Source organism: Bifidobacterium choerinum (assembly GCF_002761235.1).
GTDB classification, from domain to species: Bacteria; Actinomycetota; Actinomycetes; order Actinomycetales; family Bifidobacteriaceae; genus Bifidobacterium; species Bifidobacterium choerinum.
This window is the reverse complement of record NZ_CP018044.1, coordinates 1039071-1057152: the sequence shown is the minus strand read 5'-3', so window position 1 is coordinate 1057152 and position 18082 is coordinate 1039071. Positions and strand designations below refer to the sequence as shown.

The 18082-nt window shown below is 68.2% G+C and carries 8 protein-coding genes and 1 tRNA gene; 2 read left to right on the top strand and 7 right to left on the bottom strand.

Annotation, left to right across the window (positions count from 1 at the left end):
* Positions 1-77: 77 nt before the first annotated feature.
* On the bottom strand, positions 78-347 hold the full coding sequence (gene rpsO / locus BcFMB_RS04040) for a 30S ribosomal protein S15 (RefSeq protein ID WP_024541032.1): 270 nt from the start codon (positions 345-347) through the stop codon (positions 78-80).
* Positions 348-777: 430 nt separating this feature from the next.
* On the opposite strand from rpsO, the gene BcFMB_RS04035 reads away from it, so the two are divergent.
* Positions 778-1749: a lactate/malate family dehydrogenase gene (locus tag BcFMB_RS04035; protein ID WP_024541033.1), complete on the top strand. Its 972-nt coding sequence runs from the start codon at positions 778-780 to the stop codon at positions 1747-1749.
* A gap of 98 nt (positions 1750-1847) precedes the next feature.
* Here BcFMB_RS04035 and BcFMB_RS04030 read toward each other — a convergent pair whose 3' ends face one another.
* Positions 1848-2558, bottom strand: a complete 711-nt coding sequence (locus BcFMB_RS04030) for a hypothetical protein (RefSeq protein ID WP_024541034.1) — start codon at positions 2556-2558, stop codon at positions 1848-1850.
* 337 nt (positions 2559-2895) lie between these two features.
* Between BcFMB_RS04030 and BcFMB_RS04025 the strand changes: the two genes are divergently transcribed.
* The gene (locus BcFMB_RS04025; RefSeq protein WP_026645532.1) at positions 2896-3363 is read left to right on the top strand and encodes a prolyl-tRNA synthetase associated domain-containing protein; all 468 of its coding nucleotides are present in this window, start codon (positions 2896-2898) and stop codon (positions 3361-3363) included.
* A 252-nt stretch (positions 3364-3615) separates the two neighbouring features.
* Here the strand turns inward: BcFMB_RS04025 and BcFMB_RS04020 are convergent.
* From BcFMB_RS04020 to BcFMB_RS04000, 5 genes are all read right to left on the bottom strand, one after another.
* A tRNA-Gly gene (locus BcFMB_RS04020) sits at positions 3616-3689 on the bottom strand.
* Positions 3690-3797: 108 nt separating this feature from the next.
* Complete coding sequence (locus BcFMB_RS04015; RefSeq protein WP_024541036.1) at positions 3798-4247, bottom strand: holo-ACP synthase; 450 nt, start codon at positions 4245-4247, stop codon at positions 3798-3800.
* Between the two features lie 191 nt (positions 4248-4438).
* On the bottom strand, positions 4439-13777 hold the full coding sequence (locus tag BcFMB_RS04010) for a type I polyketide synthase (protein ID WP_099721118.1): 9339 nt from the start codon (positions 13775-13777) through the stop codon (positions 4439-4441).
* 150 nt (positions 13778-13927) lie between these two features.
* Positions 13928-15598 carry an acyl-CoA carboxylase subunit beta gene (locus BcFMB_RS04005; RefSeq protein ID WP_099721117.1) on the bottom strand — a complete coding sequence of 557 codons (1671 nt, stop codon included), beginning with the start codon at positions 15596-15598 and terminating at the stop codon, positions 13928-13930.
* Positions 15595-17475, bottom strand: coding sequence for an ATP-binding protein (locus tag BcFMB_RS04000; protein WP_099721718.1), 1881 nt, complete (start codon positions 17473-17475; stop codon positions 15595-15597). Before BcFMB_RS04000 ends, BcFMB_RS04005 begins: the two co-directional genes overlap by 4 nt.
* Between the last annotated feature and the right edge of the window lie 607 nt (positions 17476-18082).

Genomic DNA, 18082 nt, shown 5'->3' with positions numbered 1-18082 from the left:
CCTGCATCGGCTCCCGTCACGCGCGCCATACAAAAAACCCGAGCCGGTCTTGGACCGGACTCGGGCGGACGCTTGGATTATCGGCGCAGACCCAGACGCTCGATGAGCGAGCGGTAGCGGTTGATGTCCACGTTCTTGAGATAGTCAAGCAGACGACGACGGTCACCGACCATCAGCAGCAGACCACGACGGGAGTGGTGATCGTGCTTGTGCTCCTTGAGGTGCTCGGTCAGATCGGCGATGCGCTTGGTGAGCAGTGCGATCTGGACCTCCGGAGAGCCGGTGTCACCTTCATGGGTAGCGTACTTAGCGATGATGTCCTGCTTTTCTTCAGCCGTCAGTGCCACGGCATCCTCCTTGTAGACTGCGCGGTGCTGCCGGCCCGATGCCGGTGCGCTCTCTATCCGCGGGCGAAACACGCCAATCGGCAACTATACAGGCTCCCCGCGACGGCGTGTCGTCCCCGTGTCCGAGCACCCGCGCGCCGTATGTGCCCCACACAGCGCACGCATACGCAATACGAGTCGCACACTGCTCCGTCAGCGTCCCATACCGCGCACGCATACGCGCCCCGAGTCGCCGCGCCCCATCCCAGCGTTCCGAACAGCGTACGCATACGCACCACAAGTCGCCCGCGTCCACGATGCGACCCTTTTGTTCGCCCAACGTGGAAGCGAACCGACTCATCAACGGCGGCGCAACAACGGCGCCCCACAATGTTCGGCGAACGACAGCGCAACAGGCGCGGACAGACGCGGACACAGGGAGGAAGCAGATATGGGCACGGTCACGAAGGTCGGCATCATCGGCATGGGACATGTGGGCGCGCACGTCGCGAACAGCCTCGTGCTGCAGGGCATCGCCGACGAGCTGTATATGACGGAGCAATGCTCCGGCGACGAGGACCGCAGCGCCAAACTCGCCGCGGAGGTCCAGGACCTCGGCGACTCGCTCGCGTTCTGCCCGCACAACGTCGCCCTCTTCAACTGCGGCGACGACTATGCGCGGCTCGCCGACTGCGACGTCATCGTCAACGCGGCCGGCAAGGTCAGCCTCGCGAGCAAGGATCGCGACGGCGAACTGTTCTACACGACCGACACGGCGAAGAAGTTCATCAAGCCGATCGCCGACGCCGGATTCGACGGTGTGTGGGTGACGATCGCCAATCCGTGCGACGTCGTCGCCACCGAGATCTGGAAACTCTCCGGCATCGACCCGCGCCACGTCATCGGCACCGGCACCGCACTCGACTCAAGCCGTCTCAAATACGCGCTGTCGCGCGCGACCGGCTATGACCAGCATTCGATCTGCGCCTACATGCTCGGCGAGCACGGCAGCAGCATGTTCGCGGCGTGGAGCGCCGTGAACTTCGGCGGCAAACCGCTCGCCCAGCTCAGACGGGAACAGCCGGAACGCTTCGGCTTCGACGAGCGCGAAATCGAAGAGGAGGCACGGCACGGCGGCTACGTGACCTACGCCGGCAAGCAATGCACCGAGTTCGCCGTCGCCGACGCCGCATGCCGCCTCGTGCGCGCCGTCGTCTCAAACGAGCATTACATCACGCCGTGCTCGACGCTGATGACCGGCGACTACGGCGAGGAGGGATTCTTCACGTCACTGCCGTGCGTCGTCGGCGCCGACGGCGTCGAGGAGGTCATGCACTTCGATCTGTCGGACGCCGAGCTCGCCGAGTTCCACGCGAGCTGCGCGCACGTCAAGGAGAACCTCGAGCGCATCGGCCTGCGCTGAACTGAGCGTTCACGCAGTCGCACGTGCGAAAAAACGGCCGTCTCCGCCATGTGCGGCGGGGACGGCCGTTTGTTGCTTATGCGGATGACTGATTGCGGTCAGACGATCGTCAGCATGCCGCCGAACAGCACGATGAGCAGTGCGACCACTTCGAAGACGAACCACAGCAGCAGCGACGTCCACACATGCGTGAGCACGTTGAGCGGCGAATCCTTCCTGATGATGACGAGCAGCCCCACCCAGACGACGGCGAAGACGGCGAGCGCAAGCGACGCGGCGATGATGCCGAGGTTCGCGGCGTTCGCGATGCGCGCGGAGTCGCCGTACATGACGTAGGTCGAATGCCAGAAATCGAACCTGAGCAGCGACACGCCCGAAATGAACTGTTCGGCGCACAGGAAGACGAGGAAAGACGTGAACCACGGGATCTTGCGTCGGTCGACGATCATCATCGCGAGTGAGACGAACGCGAATACGGTGACCGCCCAGGCCACAAGCGCGATGCCGCGCGGGTCGACGTTCGCGAAACGGTGCACGATCTGCGCCGTGTGCCGCACCGCGAGCGAACGGCCGGCCCAATACGGGAACACGAGCGCGGCGAGTGCGAGGATGCAGCCGAATGCCCAGCGCACCGGATGCGAGCGGCTGCGTTCGATGTCGGCGAGTGACACGTCCGATTCGGGGATCGTGGCCTCGGGGTGCTTCGAGACGAGGTTCTCCTCCATCTCCTGACCGCTTTCCGGCTCGGTGGGTGTCGGGCGCGGCTCGGCCTCGAGCTTCGCGACCTCACGTTCGTCGGCGTCCGCCATCGGTGACCTCCCTTACGATGCCCGCGCCCGAAACGCGCGCCGTCCTGTTATGCGTATGCTGCGTATGCGTGACGCGTGTTGCGCACCCGACGCGGATCCGCACGTGTGACGCGTGTTACGCATATACGCCTGCCAGCTTCAGCATACGAACCGCGCCCTACCGTCCCAGGCTGAACCGTCGACCACGGCGACCAGTCGACGCGCAACGTCCCATTCCGTCGACCACGCCGACGAACCGACCCGCTCACCGGCCTCTTTCCGTCCCACTTCGTCAGCCACATCGACGAACCAACCCGCTGAGCGGTCTCGTCAGAGGTCGCGGTGTAGCATCCGCGGTATGCAGACGTTGTATCACACGCTCGCCGCCCTGCACATCGACACCGACGAGGTCGAGCATGATCCGGTGACGACGGTCGAGGCCGCACAGTTCGTCAAAACGCTCATCGATGGCGTCGGCGTCAAGAACCTGTTGTTGCGCAACTCGCGCGACGACTACTATCTCGCCATGCTCGACGAGAGCAAACGCGCCGATCTCAAGGAGCTCGCACGCATCCTGCGCAGCGGGCGACTGAGTTTCGCAAACGCCGAACAACTGCATGACACGCTTGGACTCGAACCTGGCAGCGTCACGCCGCTCGCCGTCATCAACGACGCCGACCACGCGGTGACCGTCCTCATCGACCGCACGCTCATCGGCAAGCGTCTGCTCGTGCACCCGCTGACGAATACGAAGACGATGGCGATCAACTATGACGATCTGATCCGTTTCCTCGACGCCACCAACCACCCGCCAACCCTGTTCTGACCCATTCCGTCGCCCCCATCGACGAACCGACCCGCAAGCAGGCCTGTTTCCGATACAACCGGTCGACCACGGCGACGAACCGCCCCGCTAACAGGCTCCATTCCGTCCCGAACCGTTGACCTCATCGACGAACCAACCCGCAACGGAATCGCTACGGGCAGTCAGCCTCCCCTGTACCGCTCTTGTACCTTCTCACCCCCGCCAACGATATGCGAAAGGCCGCGGATTCGTTGGAATCCACGGCCTTTCTGATGGAGCGGATGACGGGAATCGAACCCGCGTAATCAGTTTGGAAGACTGAGGCTCTACCATTGAGCTACATCCGCGTGCCGTCTGGAACAGCGTTCCGGACAACGTGTGCCATTATACACAACGCCGTGCCAACCGCAAATCCGCAGCCGCACAACCCACACAGACCAGCCCGCGCGACCTCCCTACTGCGCGCAGAGCATGACGACGGCCGAAGCGATCCCGCCGTCGTGAGAGATCGACACGAACCAATGCAGATCCGGCTCCGGCTCGGCGTCGCTGAACACGTGTGCACCGACCGATTTGCGCAGTCGGCTTTCCACATCGCCGCCAAGCACGATGCGCGGGCAGCCGTCGGCCTCGCTGAGCACCTCGATGGCCGCCCACGGCGTATCGTCGAGCGTGTAGGGGCTCGTCGCCGTCCCGAGCGCCTCGCACCACGCCTTGATGACCGATTCCTTGGCCGCCCACCGCCCGGCGAGGTGCACGGCCTGCCCGTCGTGCTTCTGCTCGGCGCGCAGCCGTGCCTGCCGCAGCTCGCGCGCCGAGAACAGCGCGCGCATATGCGACCCGGGCGCCTCAAGCTGTTCCTCGAACGCGCGCACGTCCACCACATCATGTCCGACACCGAGCATCGTCATCGCCGCAACCTCCCTACGCCAACGTTTGCCGTCATCCCCACGATAGCCGCCGCACCCGCGTCCTCCCCACGGCGCAACGCAATCGACACGCGCACCCTCCGCAAAAACGCGCGCAGGGCGCGCCGAACGCCGTATGCCTTACGCATACGCCATCCCACGCGCCCCACACAACGCCCGCACAAATCTCAGCGAGCGCACGCCGCGAAGAACCCGTCCGCGCCGAGTCGCGCATCCGGATCGAGCAGCATCGCCTTCTCGACCTCATGCGCGTCGTAGCCGTGGCCGTCCTCGTGGAAACGACGGTTGTCGATCGGCTCGTAGAGTGCCGCGCGCCCCATCATGCCTTCCTCGAGCCTGCGCCGTCCGGCCGCGAGCCGCTCGTTCGCACGTGCACGCCATGCATCAAGCGCGTCGGCGCCATGCGTATGCTCGACGGCCGCCTCGAAGGCGCCCGGATGCACGATCGCCGCGAATCCGGAGACGTGACCGAAGCCGAGCGATGTCGCGAGCGCCGCCTTCACCGTCCGCCGCGTACCGATTGCGAGCGGCCGGCGCAGCCACACCATGTAGTCGTCGCGCGCGAGCTTCGGGTCGACGCATTCGAGCGCCGCGTTCGCCGGCACGACGCCGGAGCGGAACAGCTGCGTGATGCCGTTGATCTGGAACACGCACGCGCCGCCCTTCGCATGTCCGGTGAGCGATTTCTGCGAGATCACGAACAGCGGGTTGCCTTCTTCGCGTCCGATCGCGTGGGCGAGCGTGTTGTGCAGTTCCGACTCGTTCGGGTCGTTCGCGTTCGTCGACGTGTCGTGTTTCGAGACCACGGCGATGTCGTCCGGCGTGACGCCGAGCGTCGCGAGGTCGCGCACGAGCTTCGACGAGCGGCCGCCGAGCCCTGCGGCGAGTGCGCCGAGGCCGGGCGCCGGGATCGACGTGTGTGCGCCGTCGGCGTAGGAGTGCACGAAGCCGATGACGCCGGCGACCGGAAGGCCGAGGCGCAGCGCGATGTCGCCGCGAGTGAGCAGCACGGTGCCGCCGCCCTGCGATTCGACGAAGCCTCCGCGGCGGCGGTCATTCGCGCGTGAGAAGAACCGCGCTTCGATGCCCTTGTCGTACATCTCCTGCGAGTTCGCGGTCGCGTTCATGTTGCCGAATCCGATAACCGATTCGACGCCGATGTCGTCGATGGCGCCAGTGACGACGAAGTCGGCTTTGCCGAGCGCGATCTTGTCGGCGCCTTCTTCGAGCGAGACGGCGGCCGTCGCGCATGCGGACACCGGCTGCACCATGTTGCCGTAGCCGCCGATGTAGCTTTGCATGACGTGCGCGGCGACGACGTTCGGCAGCGCCTCCTGCAGGATGTCGGTCGGGATTTCGTGGCCGAGGAAGCGGTCGAGGTACAGCTTGCGCATCGAGGCCATGCCGCCGAAGCCGGTTCCCTGCGTGCTCGCGACCATCGACGGATGCACGGCCGTGAGGATCTCGGTCGGCGTGAAGCCGGCGGACAGGTACGCGTCGACGGTCGTCACGATGTTCCACAGTGCGATCGGGTCGACGTCGCCGACCATCGAGGCGGGGATGCCCCACTTCGTCGGGTCGAAGCCGTCGGGGAACTGGCCGCCGACGGTGCGTGTCATCGTCGCGCGCCGCGGCACGCGGATCATCGATCCGGCGTGGCGCGTCACGATCCATTCGCCGCTGTCGTCGTCGGGCATGATTGACGTGTGCTCGGCGTCCATTGCGATGTATTCGTCGGCGATCGCGCGCGTCGGCACGCTGAAGCTCACGTCGTGGTCGAGGTAGACCTCGGCCTCCTCCTCGTCGGTGCCGTCGCGGTAGTCGGAGCCCATGCCGGGCGCGAACGGGCGCACGCCGGATTTGGCGACGACCTCGTCGTGGTAGCGTTCGGCGATGTCCGATTCCGGCACGAGGTTGCCGTCGACGTCGTACCAGCCGGGCTTGGGCGAGTCCGCCCAGCTGAGCAGTCCCATGTTCCACGCGAGTTCGAGCACGGCGCCGGCGGAGAGGTCGACGTCGCCGTCCGCGTGGATGCCGAGTTCGGCTTCGGCGCGCGTGCGTCCCGACCCCCACGGGCCGAGTTCGCCGATCGAGACGATGACGATTTCATCCTCCGGCCGTGCGCTCACCCGTTCCCATTCGGCGAGGTTGACCGCCGCCTGCTTCGGCACGTGCGGGCTCGGCAGTGCCTTGACCTGCATGGCGTCGGCGTCGGCGTCCGCCTCCGCCTCGTCGAGCGCGGCGTCGGCGAGCGCTTCGGCGCGCAATGCGCGGATGTCGATCGGCTCGGCGCCGAGGCCGCCGGTCAGGTCGACGTCGAGCGGCGCGACGGCCGCCCGCTCACGCGCCTCGTCCGTCGTCAGCTTGAGCAGTTCGGCGGCGATCTGTTCGGTGGAGTACGTCGTCAGGCCGTGGCGTTCGACGACGGCGACGAGCGGGTCGTTGCCTCCCATGAGCCCGGTGCCGCGCACCCAGCCGATCTTCGGATGCGCGAAGGTGACGCGGTCCGACCATGCGTGTTCGCTGCGGGCGCGGTTGATGATCGCGTCGAACGCGCTCTTGACTTCGCCGTATGCGCCGTCGCCGCCGAAGACGCCGCGGTTCGGTGAGCCTGGCAGCACGACGTGCAGTTTGTGGCGCACGTCCGTGTCGGCGCCGAGAGCCGCGAATCCGCCGATCGCGCGTTCGACGCCCCACAGCATCAGGCGCGCCTGCGATTCGAAGAGCGCGCCGGAGTCGGCGAGCGAACCGTGCACCGGCGGCGCCGCGAACGGGAAGAACAGGTCCGGCTCATAGGCCGGCTTGAGCACCGTCGTCGTCGCACCGTTCGTCTTCTTCTGCACATGGCCGACCCAGTCGACGAGCGCGTCGACGTCGCGGTACGACGACAGGTTCGCCGGCATGAGCCACAGTTTCGCGTCGCCGCGCGCATGCTCGCGGTAGCTGCGCTGTGCCCATGTCTTGACGGACGGCTTGAAGCTGTGCGACGTCGCGATGACGGTCGCGCCGCCTTCGAGCAGTCCGGCGACGATCTGCGCGGCGATCGAGTTCGGCGCGACGCCGGTGACGACGGCCACCTGACCGTCGTGGTCGAGTTCGGCCGTGGCCTTGTCGGCGGCCGCCTGCTCGGCGATCGCTGCGTAGCGTGCGGCGAGCGCGGCGTCGTCGGCGTGCGCCATGTACCATGCGGCCTGCTTGGCGACGGCGTCGCCGGCCGCCGTGAAGTCGCCGGCGATCGCGTCGGCGTCGCCGTTGTAGTAGGCGCGGGCGAGGTCCTCGCGCGCCGACGCCCAACGGTCGTCGAAGAGGATCGCCTGGCGCGCATCGAAGCGCGGCGCGACCTGCGTCGGCCAGTCGGAGCCGAGTTCGGCCTCGACGGCGGCGACGACGGCCGTGTTCTCGGCGTCGTCGCCGGGCTGCGGCGCCGGCGTGTCGACGCCGAGCTGGCCGAGCACGAACCTGGCCGTCGCGGCGAGGACGCCGCCGGAGCCGGTGACCGACGCCGCGTAGGCGTCCAATGCGGCCGAGTCGACGACGCCGCCCGAGGCGGCGGACGCGCTCGGCATCGCGACCTGCACGCCGTGCGCGGCGGCGACGGCCTGCACGGCCGCGTCGATCATCGCGTTCGCGGCGTTCATGTTCGCCGCCGACGTCGCGGCGAGCGTCGCGAGGTCGCCGCCGCGCGCGGAGGCGCCGTCGCGCGCGCCGAGCACGAGTTCGGCGACGACGTGACTCGCCCAGCCTTCGCCGAGTCCCCACGTCTCGCGCACGCGCTTGTCGATCTGCGGCAGCTTGATGCCGGCCGCGCCGAAGAGCGCGCGCACGCGGTCGCGCACGATGTCGGCGAGCACGGGACCGAAGGCCTTGTAGTTCGGCGCGACCTTGTCGACGAGCGCGCTCAGGTCTCGGATCGATGCCTCGGCGGCGCCGTCGACGCTTGCGACGCCGAGTTCGGCGCTGATGTCCATCAGCAGCTGGTTGCGGCGTGACGAGACGCCGTTCGTCAACGTGTCGGTCGTGTCGTCGTCGCCGATCTGCTCGGGTCGGATCTTCGCGGCGTACGCGAGCAGCATCGTGATGCCGTCATGTGCGCGGAACGCAAGGTCCGGCACATCGGCTCCGGAGACGCCCGTGGCCGGAACGGCGGCGATCGGAGCGGCTGCCGGCGCGGCGGCCGGCGTTGCGGCGTCGTCCGTCGTCTCGGCGGCGTCCGTCGTCTCGATATCGATGTCGTCGACGAGCGGGTCGGAGTCGGTCATGTAGACTCGGCCTTCGTCGCGGCCGACGTTGTACACAGCGACCTGACGGCGCGCGAACTGCGGCAGCCGGAGCGTCTTGGCGGCGAGGTTCGCGAGCGTCGGCGCGTTGCCGAGGCCGACTTCGACGTATTCCTCGACGCCGAGTCCGCCCTGTTCGCGCGCGCCGAACAGCAGCGCCTGCGTTTCGATCCAGCGCACCGGCGACGCGAACTGCCACGACAGCAGCTCGGTGAGCAGCAGTCGGCCGAGTTTCTGGTCGTCGGCGGCGTAGGAGTCCCAGACGGCGTCGTCGGCGAGCGCGGCGGCGATGCGTTCGCTCGGCACGACGTCGAGGATCCGCTGCGCGAACTCCTTCGTCATCGCGAACGGCGCGGCGACGAGGTTCGGGATGTACAGTCCCTCGAGCGCGCCGCGGTAGTCGATTTCGGCCGGCAGCAGCGCATCGAGCTTGTCGCGGAACTCGGGGACGCCCTTGCGCAGCAGCGATGAATGGAACGGCACGTCGATGCCCGGCACGAGCATGAACGCCGGCTTGCCGCCGAATTCCGCCACGCGGCGTGCGGCGTCGGCGGCGAGCGCCTTGAGTCCGGCGATCGTGCCGGCGACCGCGTACTGCTGGCCGGCGAGATTGTAATTGACGATTTCGAGGAACTCGCCGCTCGCCTGCGCGACCGACTCCACATATTCGCGCACGTGCGCGTCGTCGACGCCGAACTGATTCGGACGCAGCGCGCCCATGCGGTAGTTCGATCGGCCCTGCGCGTCGCGGTCGATGAGATGATGCATCGTCGAGCCGCGGTGGAAGACGAGTTCGAGCACTGTCTCCAGCGGGATGACATGCGCGAAGGAGCTCAGCGCGTTGTATTCGCCGAGCGAATGGCCGGCGAAGTACGACGGGCGGATGTCGGCGCCTGCCTCCTGCATACGCGCCGTCTGCGCAAACGCGACGGTCGCGAGCGCGACCTGCGTGAACTGCGTGAGGTTGAGCAGACCTTCCGGATGGCGGTAGACGACGCCGTTCGCCGTCAGCTCCTTCGGGTTGTCGCGCACGACGGCGAGGATCGAGAACCCGAGCCGTTCGCGCGTGAGACGGTCGGCGCGTTCCCACACGTCGCGCGCCGCCGGCGACTTCATACGTTCGTCGAGCACCATCCCCTGGCTCTGGATGCCCTGGCCGGGGTAGACGAAGGCGGTGATCGGCGCGCGCGTGACCGCAGTCGCGCGGCTGACGAGCTGCCCACCGATGCGGCACGTCACCTCAAGCGCGAGGCCGGCGTGCGCGACACGTCCGACGCGTTCGACGCTGATCTCCACGTCGTCGTCGAGCTGCACCATGCCGTACATGTTGTAGGTCCAGCCGGCGATTTCGTAGTGCGCGCCGCGTTCGTCGAGCGACTGCACGGCGTGCTGCGCCGTCGCCGACAGCCACATGCCGTGCACGAGCGGCTGCGACAGTCCGCTGATCGCGGCGCCGCGGCGCGACGTGTGGATCGGGTTGAAATCGCCCGATGTGCGCGCGAACGCCGTCATCTCGTGCGGCGCGCGGACGGTGACGCGGCGCAGCAGACGGCGCGGCGTCGCGACGACGTGGGCGTCGAGTCCGCCGTCGTCGGCGGCCGGCGCCGGCAGTTCGTCGCTGTAGGCGCGGCCGCGGATCGCGAATCGTTCGCTCTCTTCGGCGAGCACGGTGCCGTCGGCGGCTGTGTGGCGCACATGGATCGTCACGACGCGTCCCGACGCCGATTCGAAGTACGGCTCTGCCCAGCTCGTGAGCGTCACCTGTTCTCCGACGTGCGCCAGCAGCGTCTCCTCATCGACGCCCAGCGCGATCAGATGGTCGAGATGGACGGCGTTGAGCAGGCCTTCGATGACCGGGTATCCGTCGACGCTGACCGAGCCGAGCGCCGCATAGATCGCCGGCCATGCGGGGCCGACGAGCGCATCGGGCGCGATCGGCGCGGGCACGAGGTCGACCGGCAGCGCCCCGCCGGTGGCCGCCTCATGGTCGGCACCGAGATTCGCCGACAGCGTGTATGCGGCATGCGCGACACCGAAGGGTGCGGCCGTCTCATCCACGCCGTCCGTCGCGGCGTCGGCGGCTTCGATCGACGGCATCGTCGTCAGTTCGTCGCCGGTGATCGCCATGTTGCCGATGCCGGCCGTCGCGGCGAGCATGCGGTAGACGTGTTCGGGCAGGCGCTCGCGGTCGACGACCGGGATCATGCCGGTTGCGTCGAGCTGCACGTTGAGCGGGATGACGATGTCGCGCACCGCGTGCTTGTCGACTCCGCCGTCCGGTTCGTCGTCCCAGAACGTGTCGAGATGGATGTCGAGGTCGAACTGTTCGACGCCGGCCTGCTCGTCGCGGCCGAGATGAATCAATTCGTAGGTCTTGTCGCCGCGCGCGGTGCCGTAGGCCGGGTTGGCGCTCTGGTGGCCGACCCACGAGAGGTTCGGACTGCGGCGGATGAAGTCCTCAGCATCGGTGGCGCCGGCGAGCAGCGCGAAGCGCTCGGCGGCGGCCGCGTCGACATCCGCGGCACCCGTTTCGCCTGCCACGCGCGCCGTCATCGCGTCGTTGAAGCGGCCGAGGATGTCGGCGACCGGCTCGTCGACCGTCGTGATGCCGGCCACCGAGATCGGGCCGGGGATGATGCGCACCGAATCGGCCGGGTAGCGCGGGTCCTCGGACTGCCACAGCTGGTCCTGTCCCCACCAGCGCAGCAGGTCGTGGTCGATCGCCGGCACGAAGGGCATCGGCTTGGGGTATTCGCGCACGAGTTCGGTGAACCACGCCTCGTCGGTCGGCGTCACCGTGAGTTCCTGCATCGCCGGATATGCTTCGACGAGCGCGGCGAGCGCGGCGAAGGGGTCGGCTTCGACGTCGGCGCGGGACGTGAACATCGGCGTGAACGCGCCCTGTTCGAGGTCGATGACGCGCGCCTCGATGCGCTGCAGCAGATGCAGGTAGCGGTCGGCGTAGGTGCCGTCGGCCCACGGGAACGCGAGTTCGGCGAATCGGCGAGCCCAATCCTCGTAGCTCATCGTCTCAAGGTCGCCGAAGTACGGCTTCGCGGTCTGGTCGAGTGCTTCGATGATCTCCTCGCGGCGCGACTCGAGCTCCTCGGGGTGTTTCATGATGTGCACGAGCAGGCGGCCGCAGCGCGCGGAGGCGTTCTCGAGTTCGTAGATGTCGGCATGCAGATGGCTCAGGCCGCTCGTCACGCCGCCGACGGCCTTGCCGCTCGGTACCCACTGTTCGCCGAGCGGCGCGAACACGTCGTCCGCATCGGCGTCGGCCGCCGTGATGCCCGGCGTCTTGACGAGCAGTCGCTTGACCTCGGGCGAGGTGTGCGCCTCCTTCGCCGTCATGACGGCGGTGCCGACGAGCACGCCGTCGACGGGCATCGCCGGACGGCCGTAGCGCGTCGCCCATGCGCCGGTGATGTAGTCGGCGCCGCGTTCCGGCGTGCCGATGCCGCCGCCGACGACGAGCACGAGGTTGTCCTGACCGCGCACCTGCGCGTAGGTGGCGAGCAGCAGGTCGTCGAGCGATTCCCAGCTGTGGTGGCCGCCCGCAGAGCCGCCTTCGACCTGCACGATGATCTTCGCCGGCACGACGGCCTTCGCGATGCGCACAACCTGGCGGATCTGCTCGACGGTGCCCGGCTTGAAGCATACGTAGGGGAAGCCGTCGGCGTTGAGCGACGCGACCAACGCGACCGCCTCGTCGAGTTCGGGGATGCCGGCGGAGACGACGACGCCGTCGATCGGCGCGCCGGACGCGCGCTTCTTCGGCACGATGCGCGACGAGCCGAACTGCAGGTTCCACAGATAGCGATCCATGAACATCGCGTTGAATTCGACGGTACGTCCCTCGTCGAGCCGTTCGCCGAGTTCGGCCATATGACGGTCGAAGACCTCGGCCGTCACCTGGCCGCCGCCGGCGAGCTCCGCCCAGTATCCGGCGTTCGCGGCCGCGGCGACGATCTCGGGGTCGACGGTCGTCGGCGTCATGCCGGCGAGCAGCACCGGCGGCTTGCCGGTCAGTCGCGTGAACGCCGTCTCGATACGCTCACCCTGTGGCGTGCGCACGAGCCGCGGCGCGTACTTCGTCCAGTCCTGCAGGCGCGCCGGGTCGTCGACGGCCGTCGCGAGCGCCGCGCGCGAGGCGACGTCCGACGCTTCGACGACGCCGACGCCGGTGCCTTCAGCGACGGCCGCGCACAGCTTGCCGAGCGTCATACCCGGCCCGAGGTCGATCGTCCACAATGTGCGCGGATCGTGTTCCTTGAGCAGTTCGCCGATCTGCATGTTCCAGTCGACCTGATTGACGAGCACCTCCTCGGCGAGCGTGCGCGCGCGTGCCTCGTCGATGCCGCATACGGCCGCCCATGTGACGGTCGTCTCGACGGCCTGCGCCATCAGCGGCGAATGGAACGGCAGCGTCACCTCGAGGTATTCGAGCACCGGGTCAAAGACGTCGCCGCCGCGCACCTTGTCGGCGCGCAGCCGCGCCTGACGGCGGTGTTCGCGCGCCGCCTCGTCGGCGAATGCGGCGAGGTCCTGCGGGTGGCCGGAGAGGACGACGTGGTTCGCCGAGTTGATGACGGCGACGCTGATCGGGCCGAGCGCGTCGGCGACGCGTGCGATCAACGCGTCCGCCTGCGCCGGCAGGATTCCCTTGACCGACAGCATCGGCGTCGCCTCGCCGAACTTGCGCACGATGCGTCGTGCGCGTGCCTCGCGCGTGCCGGCGGCGCCGATCAACGCGGCGATCGCGAGGATCTCGTCGATGCGCGGGCGCGCCGCCTCGATCGAGCCGGCGTCGGCGATCGCCTGCGCCATGTGCACGGCGAGGATGCCCTGCGAGTGGCCGAGCAATGCGACCGGGCGCGCATCGGCGAGCGAGTAGCCGAGCTGGTCGAGGTCGAGCAGCGCGCCGAGCTGGGCGAGCGCGATGCCTTCGATGCTCGCCGTCGCGTCCGCGGCCGCGCCGAGCGTCGCCGGATTCGCGTCAAAGGCGAACAGGTCGACGTCATGTCCACTTGTCGCGAGCAGCTGCGCGGCGACCGGCGCGAGCAGGTCGTGCGCGCGGCGTGCGGCGTCGCGCAGCGTCGCGGCGGTCGTCGGCTCGTCCATCAGTTCGGCGAGCGCCATCGTCCATGGCGTGGACTGCCCGGCGAACATCAGGGCGTGGGCTTCGTTCTGGAGTCGTTCGAGGAATGATGTGGATGCGGTGCTCATCGGTGTCGTGGATGCTTTCTCTTCGTTGGTCTTCGGTTGGTCTGTTGGTCTTCAGTTGGTCTTCGGTTGGCCGGGTCTTCGATCGGCTGGCTCGTCGGCAGTCGGCTGATTCGTCGGACGGGGCAGGACGGATTCGCCCCGCGCCCGCCGTCACAGCGGCTGGTTGCCGTGGTGCCTGTCGGTGCGGCGCGTGCGGCGTTTGCCGCGCAGCAGCCGCAGTCCGTCGATCAGCGTGTCGCGCGTCTGTTCGGGGTCGATCATCGCGTCGATCTGTCCGGTCTCCATCGACAGGTTCGCGTTGACGGTCGTACATTCGTATTCGGCCGCGTACTTCGCGCGCACGGCGTCGACGTCGGCTCCGGCGTCCTTCGCCTTCTGCAGGTCCTTGCGATGGATGATGTTGACGGCGCCGGTCGCGCCGAGCACGGCGATCTGCGCCGCGGGCCACGCATAGTTGAGGTCGGCGCCGATCGACTTCGAGCCCATGACGATGTATGCGCCACCGTAGGCCTTGCGCAGCACGATCGTGACGAGCGGCACCCGCGCGTTCGCGTACGCGTAGATGACCTTCGCGCCGCGGCGGATGATGCCGGCGCGCTCCTGCTCGGCGCCCGGCTTGTATCCGGGCGTGTCGACGAGCGTGACGACCGGCAGGTTGAAGGCGTCGCACAGTCGCACGAAGCGTGCGACCTTTTCCGACGAGTCGACATCGAGGCCGCCGGCGTTGACGTTCGGCTGGTTCGCGACGATGCCGACCGGATGGCCGTCGATGCAGGCGAAGCCGACGACTGCGGACGGCGCGAACAGTTCGTGCACCTGCACGAACTCGCCGTAGTCGACGACGCAGCGGATGACGTCGAGCACATCGTAGGGCTGGCGGTCGTTGTCGGGCACGATCGAGGCCAGCCGGCGCGCGACCTCGCGGTCGGCGCGCGTCGCCATGTACATGTAGGTCGGCGGCTGCTCGTCCGCATTCGACGGCAGATAGGCGAGCACGGTGCGCGCGTAGTCGATCGCATCCGCCTCGTCGGCGCCCAGATAGTGCGCGACGCCGGACGTCGTGCTGTGCACGGCGCCGCCGCCGAGGTCGTCCATGCTGATCGATTCGCCGGTCGCCGCCTTGATGACGTCCGGCCCGGTGACGAACATGTTCGAATTCTCACGCGTCATGACGATCAGGTCGGTCAGCGCCGGGCAGTAGACGGCACCTCCCGCGCACGGCCCGAGGATCAGCGAGATCTGCGGGACGGCGCCGCTCGCGTCGCAGGTCTTGCGGAAGATGCGCCCGTACTGCGTCAGCGCGGCGACGCCCTCCTGGATGCGCGCGCCGCCCGAATCGATCAATGCGACGATCGGGATGCGCAACGTGAGTGCCTGATCCATCAGCCGACAGATCTTGCGTCCTTCAGCAACACCAAGTGTGCCGCCGCGCACCGAGAAATCCTGCGCATAGACGGCGACACGGCGCCCGTAGACTTCGCCGAATCCGGTGATGACGGCCGCTCCGGCGCGTCCTGCGTTGATATCGCCGCCGCTGAATCGTCCGATTTCCTCGAAGGTGCCGGTATCGAGCAGCAGATCGAGCCGTTCGCGCGCCGTCAGCTTACCTTTGACGTGCTGACGGTCGCGCGCGTGCGCCTCGGCGTCGCGCGCCAGCTGTGCCGCCTTGAGCACAGACGGCCGGATCGGCTGACGTTCGCCGCCCATCGCGTCGCCCTCCGTTGCTGCGCGCGGCGTATCGACGGCCGCGGCGACGGCGTCGTCGAGCGTGCCGTCGGCGACGAGCGCCTGCAGCGCCGGTGATTCGGTGATGTCGCTCATGCCTGCTCCCCCTTGCCGGTGTTGGCAGCCGCGTTCTCGGCAGCTGTAGATTCCTCGTTGCGATGCGCGCCTTCGACGTCGAGCGTCAGCAGCGTCTCGCCGCCGTCGACGGAGGACGCGGCGGTCGCGAAGATCTCGTTGACGACACCGTCGACCGGCGCATAGACGTAGTTCTCCATCTTCATCGACTCGAGCACGACGAGCAGGTCGCCCTTGGCCACCTGCTGCCCCGGCGCCACGGTGATGCGGGTGACAATCGCCTGCATCGGCGACGCGATGACGCCGGAGCGTTCGTCGTGCCGCTGCCGGCCGCGCTCGACGTGGTGCATGCCCTGGCCGCGCAGCGGCTGCGTCGGCCGTTCTGCCGCACGCGAGCGCGCGCCGCCGGTGAGCGTCGCGACGACGTCGCTCGGCACGGTGAGCACGACGCGCCGATGGTTCATCTCGATGACGATTTCCTCGCTCGGCGCGCATGCGTCGGCGTCCTGCGCGTCGGCGCTCAGCGACGCCGGCTGCCCGGCGCGCGTCGACGCCGGCTCGCGGTTGAGGTATTTGCGTTCGAGCCATTTCGTGCTCACGGCGAATCCGGCGCCGTGTTCGGCCGTGAATTCGTCGTCGGCGAAGACGGTGCGGTACAGCTCGACCGGGGTCGGCACTCCGGCGATCTCGATCTCGTCGAGTGCGCGGCGCACGCGTGCGACGGCCGCCGCACGGTCCTGCGCGGTGACGATGAGCTTGCCCATCATCGAATCGAATTTCGGCGAGATCGTGTCGCCTTCGAGGACGCCGGAGTCGACGCGCACGCCCGGGCCGCTCGGCCAACGCACCGTCTCGAGCGTGCCTGCGGACGGCGTCAGGTTCGACTTCGGATCCTCACTCGTGATGCGCAGTTCGAAACTGTGGCCGCGCGGCGACGGCGCGGGCGTGAGCCTGCCGCCGGCGGCGATCGTCAGCTGTTCGCGCACGAGGTCGACGCCGCTGACCTCCTCGCTGACCGTATGTTCGACCTGCAGGCGTGGATTGACTTCGAGGAAGTACGCCTTGTCGGCAGGCGTCACGATGAACTCGCAGGTGCCGAGGCCCACATAGCCGACCGCTTCGAACAGCCGGCGCGAATAGCGTTCGAGCTGCGCGAGGACGTCGTCGGACAGGAACGGCGCCGGCGCCTCCTCGATGAGTTTCTGGTTGCGCCGCTGCACCGAGCAGTCGCGCGTCGAATAGACGGTGAAATCGCCGTGCATGTCGCGGCCGCACTGGGTTTCGACGTGCCGACCGTTGTCGATGAATCGTTCGACGAAGTAGTCGGCGAGGTCGCCGCCTTGTGCGGCGTTGTGGTTGAGGTAGAAGCCGCGCAGCTCGTCGTCGCTGCGCACGAGCGTGATGCCGCGGCCGCCGCCGCCGTCGGTGCGCTTGAGCATCAGCGGATAGCCGTGCGTGTGCGCGAAGTCGAGCAGCGGACGCATGCCGACGATGGCGTGCGAGATGCCCGGCACCGGCGGCACGTCGGCCTTTTCGGCGACGCGGCGTGCGCTGATCTTGTCGCCGAGCGCGTCGAGCGCATCTGGCGACGGGCCGATCCAGACGGCGCCTTCGGCAATCACTTTGCGTGCGAAGGAACTCACTTCGGACAGGAAGCCGTAGCCGGGGTGGACGGCGTTCGCGCCCGAACGGCGCAGGATCTCGACGAGCAGGTCCTCGTTGAGATAGGTGTCCGCATAGGTGTCGCCGGACAGCAGGAACGCCTCGTCGGCCATCCGCACATACTGGCAGTGGCGGTCCTGTTCGGCGTAGACGACGACGGTCGGGATGCCCATCTCCCGCGCCGTGCGCACGACGCGCAGCGCGATCTCGCCACGGTTCGCGACGAGCAGCTTCATCGGCGCGGTCGGCGGCGTCGAATCGGTCGACTGCGGCGTCGGCGCGGCGGTCGCGGAACATGCGGCGGACGAAGCCGCGGACGGCGGCATGGTCGGTGCGGCGTCCGCATCGGATGGCACGCCGACGGCGGTCGGCGGCACGTGCCGGGCGGACGCACGCGAAGTTGGATCTTGGTCAAACATGCGTTTCAGCATCCTCCGTTTCGCGGGTCGCCGACACTTGCGTTCCCACAAGAATCGCCATCGACTTTTGTGGACGTGAACAAACCACCCGCCGGTGCGCACTCAGTATCGTTGCCGGCGAACCCCATCATGGCGGCGTCCCGCTCGCCGCGGGCGCCACCAGCCGGTGTCGCCCGACGCGGCCTGCAAGCGGCAGCTCCCGCGGCAGCCGCCTGCAGCTACAGGCTCCGGCAGTCCGACGCGGCCTACGGGCGGCAGCTCCCACGGCAGCCGCCTGCCACGTGCGGCAAGACCGACTTACCGGCGGCGACACGCGCAATCCGCGAAAGGCAGCGTCCGTTACGGGCGGCGGCCCAACATGCTTTGCCGGCCATGACCGGCATCCGCCCAGCTCGGCTTATCGGCGGCAGCTGTCTGCCACGGG

Coding starts and splice junctions, on each gene's coding strand:
- BcFMB_RS04035 (WP_024541033.1), top strand. CDS start 778: ATGGGCACGGTCACGAAGGTCGGCATCATCGGCATGGGACATGTGGGC.
- BcFMB_RS04030 (WP_024541034.1), bottom strand. CDS start 2,558: ATGGCGGACGCCGACGAACGTGAGGTCGCGAAGCTCGAGGCCGAGCCG.
- BcFMB_RS04025 (WP_026645532.1), top strand. CDS start 2,896: ATGCAGACGTTGTATCACACGCTCGCCGCCCTGCACATCGACACCGAC.
- BcFMB_RS04015 (WP_024541036.1), bottom strand. CDS start 4,247: ATGCTCGGTGTCGGACATGATGTGGTGGACGTGCGCGCGTTCGAGGAA.
- BcFMB_RS04010 (WP_099721118.1), bottom strand. CDS start 13,777: ATGAGCACCGCATCCACATCATTCCTCGAACGACTCCAGAACGAAGCC.
- BcFMB_RS04005 (WP_099721117.1), bottom strand. CDS start 15,598: ATGAGCGACATCACCGAATCACCGGCGCTGCAGGCGCTCGTCGCCGAC.
- BcFMB_RS04000 (WP_099721718.1), bottom strand. CDS start 17,475: ATGAAGCTGCTCGTCGCGAACCGTGGCGAGATCGCGCTGCGCGTCGTG.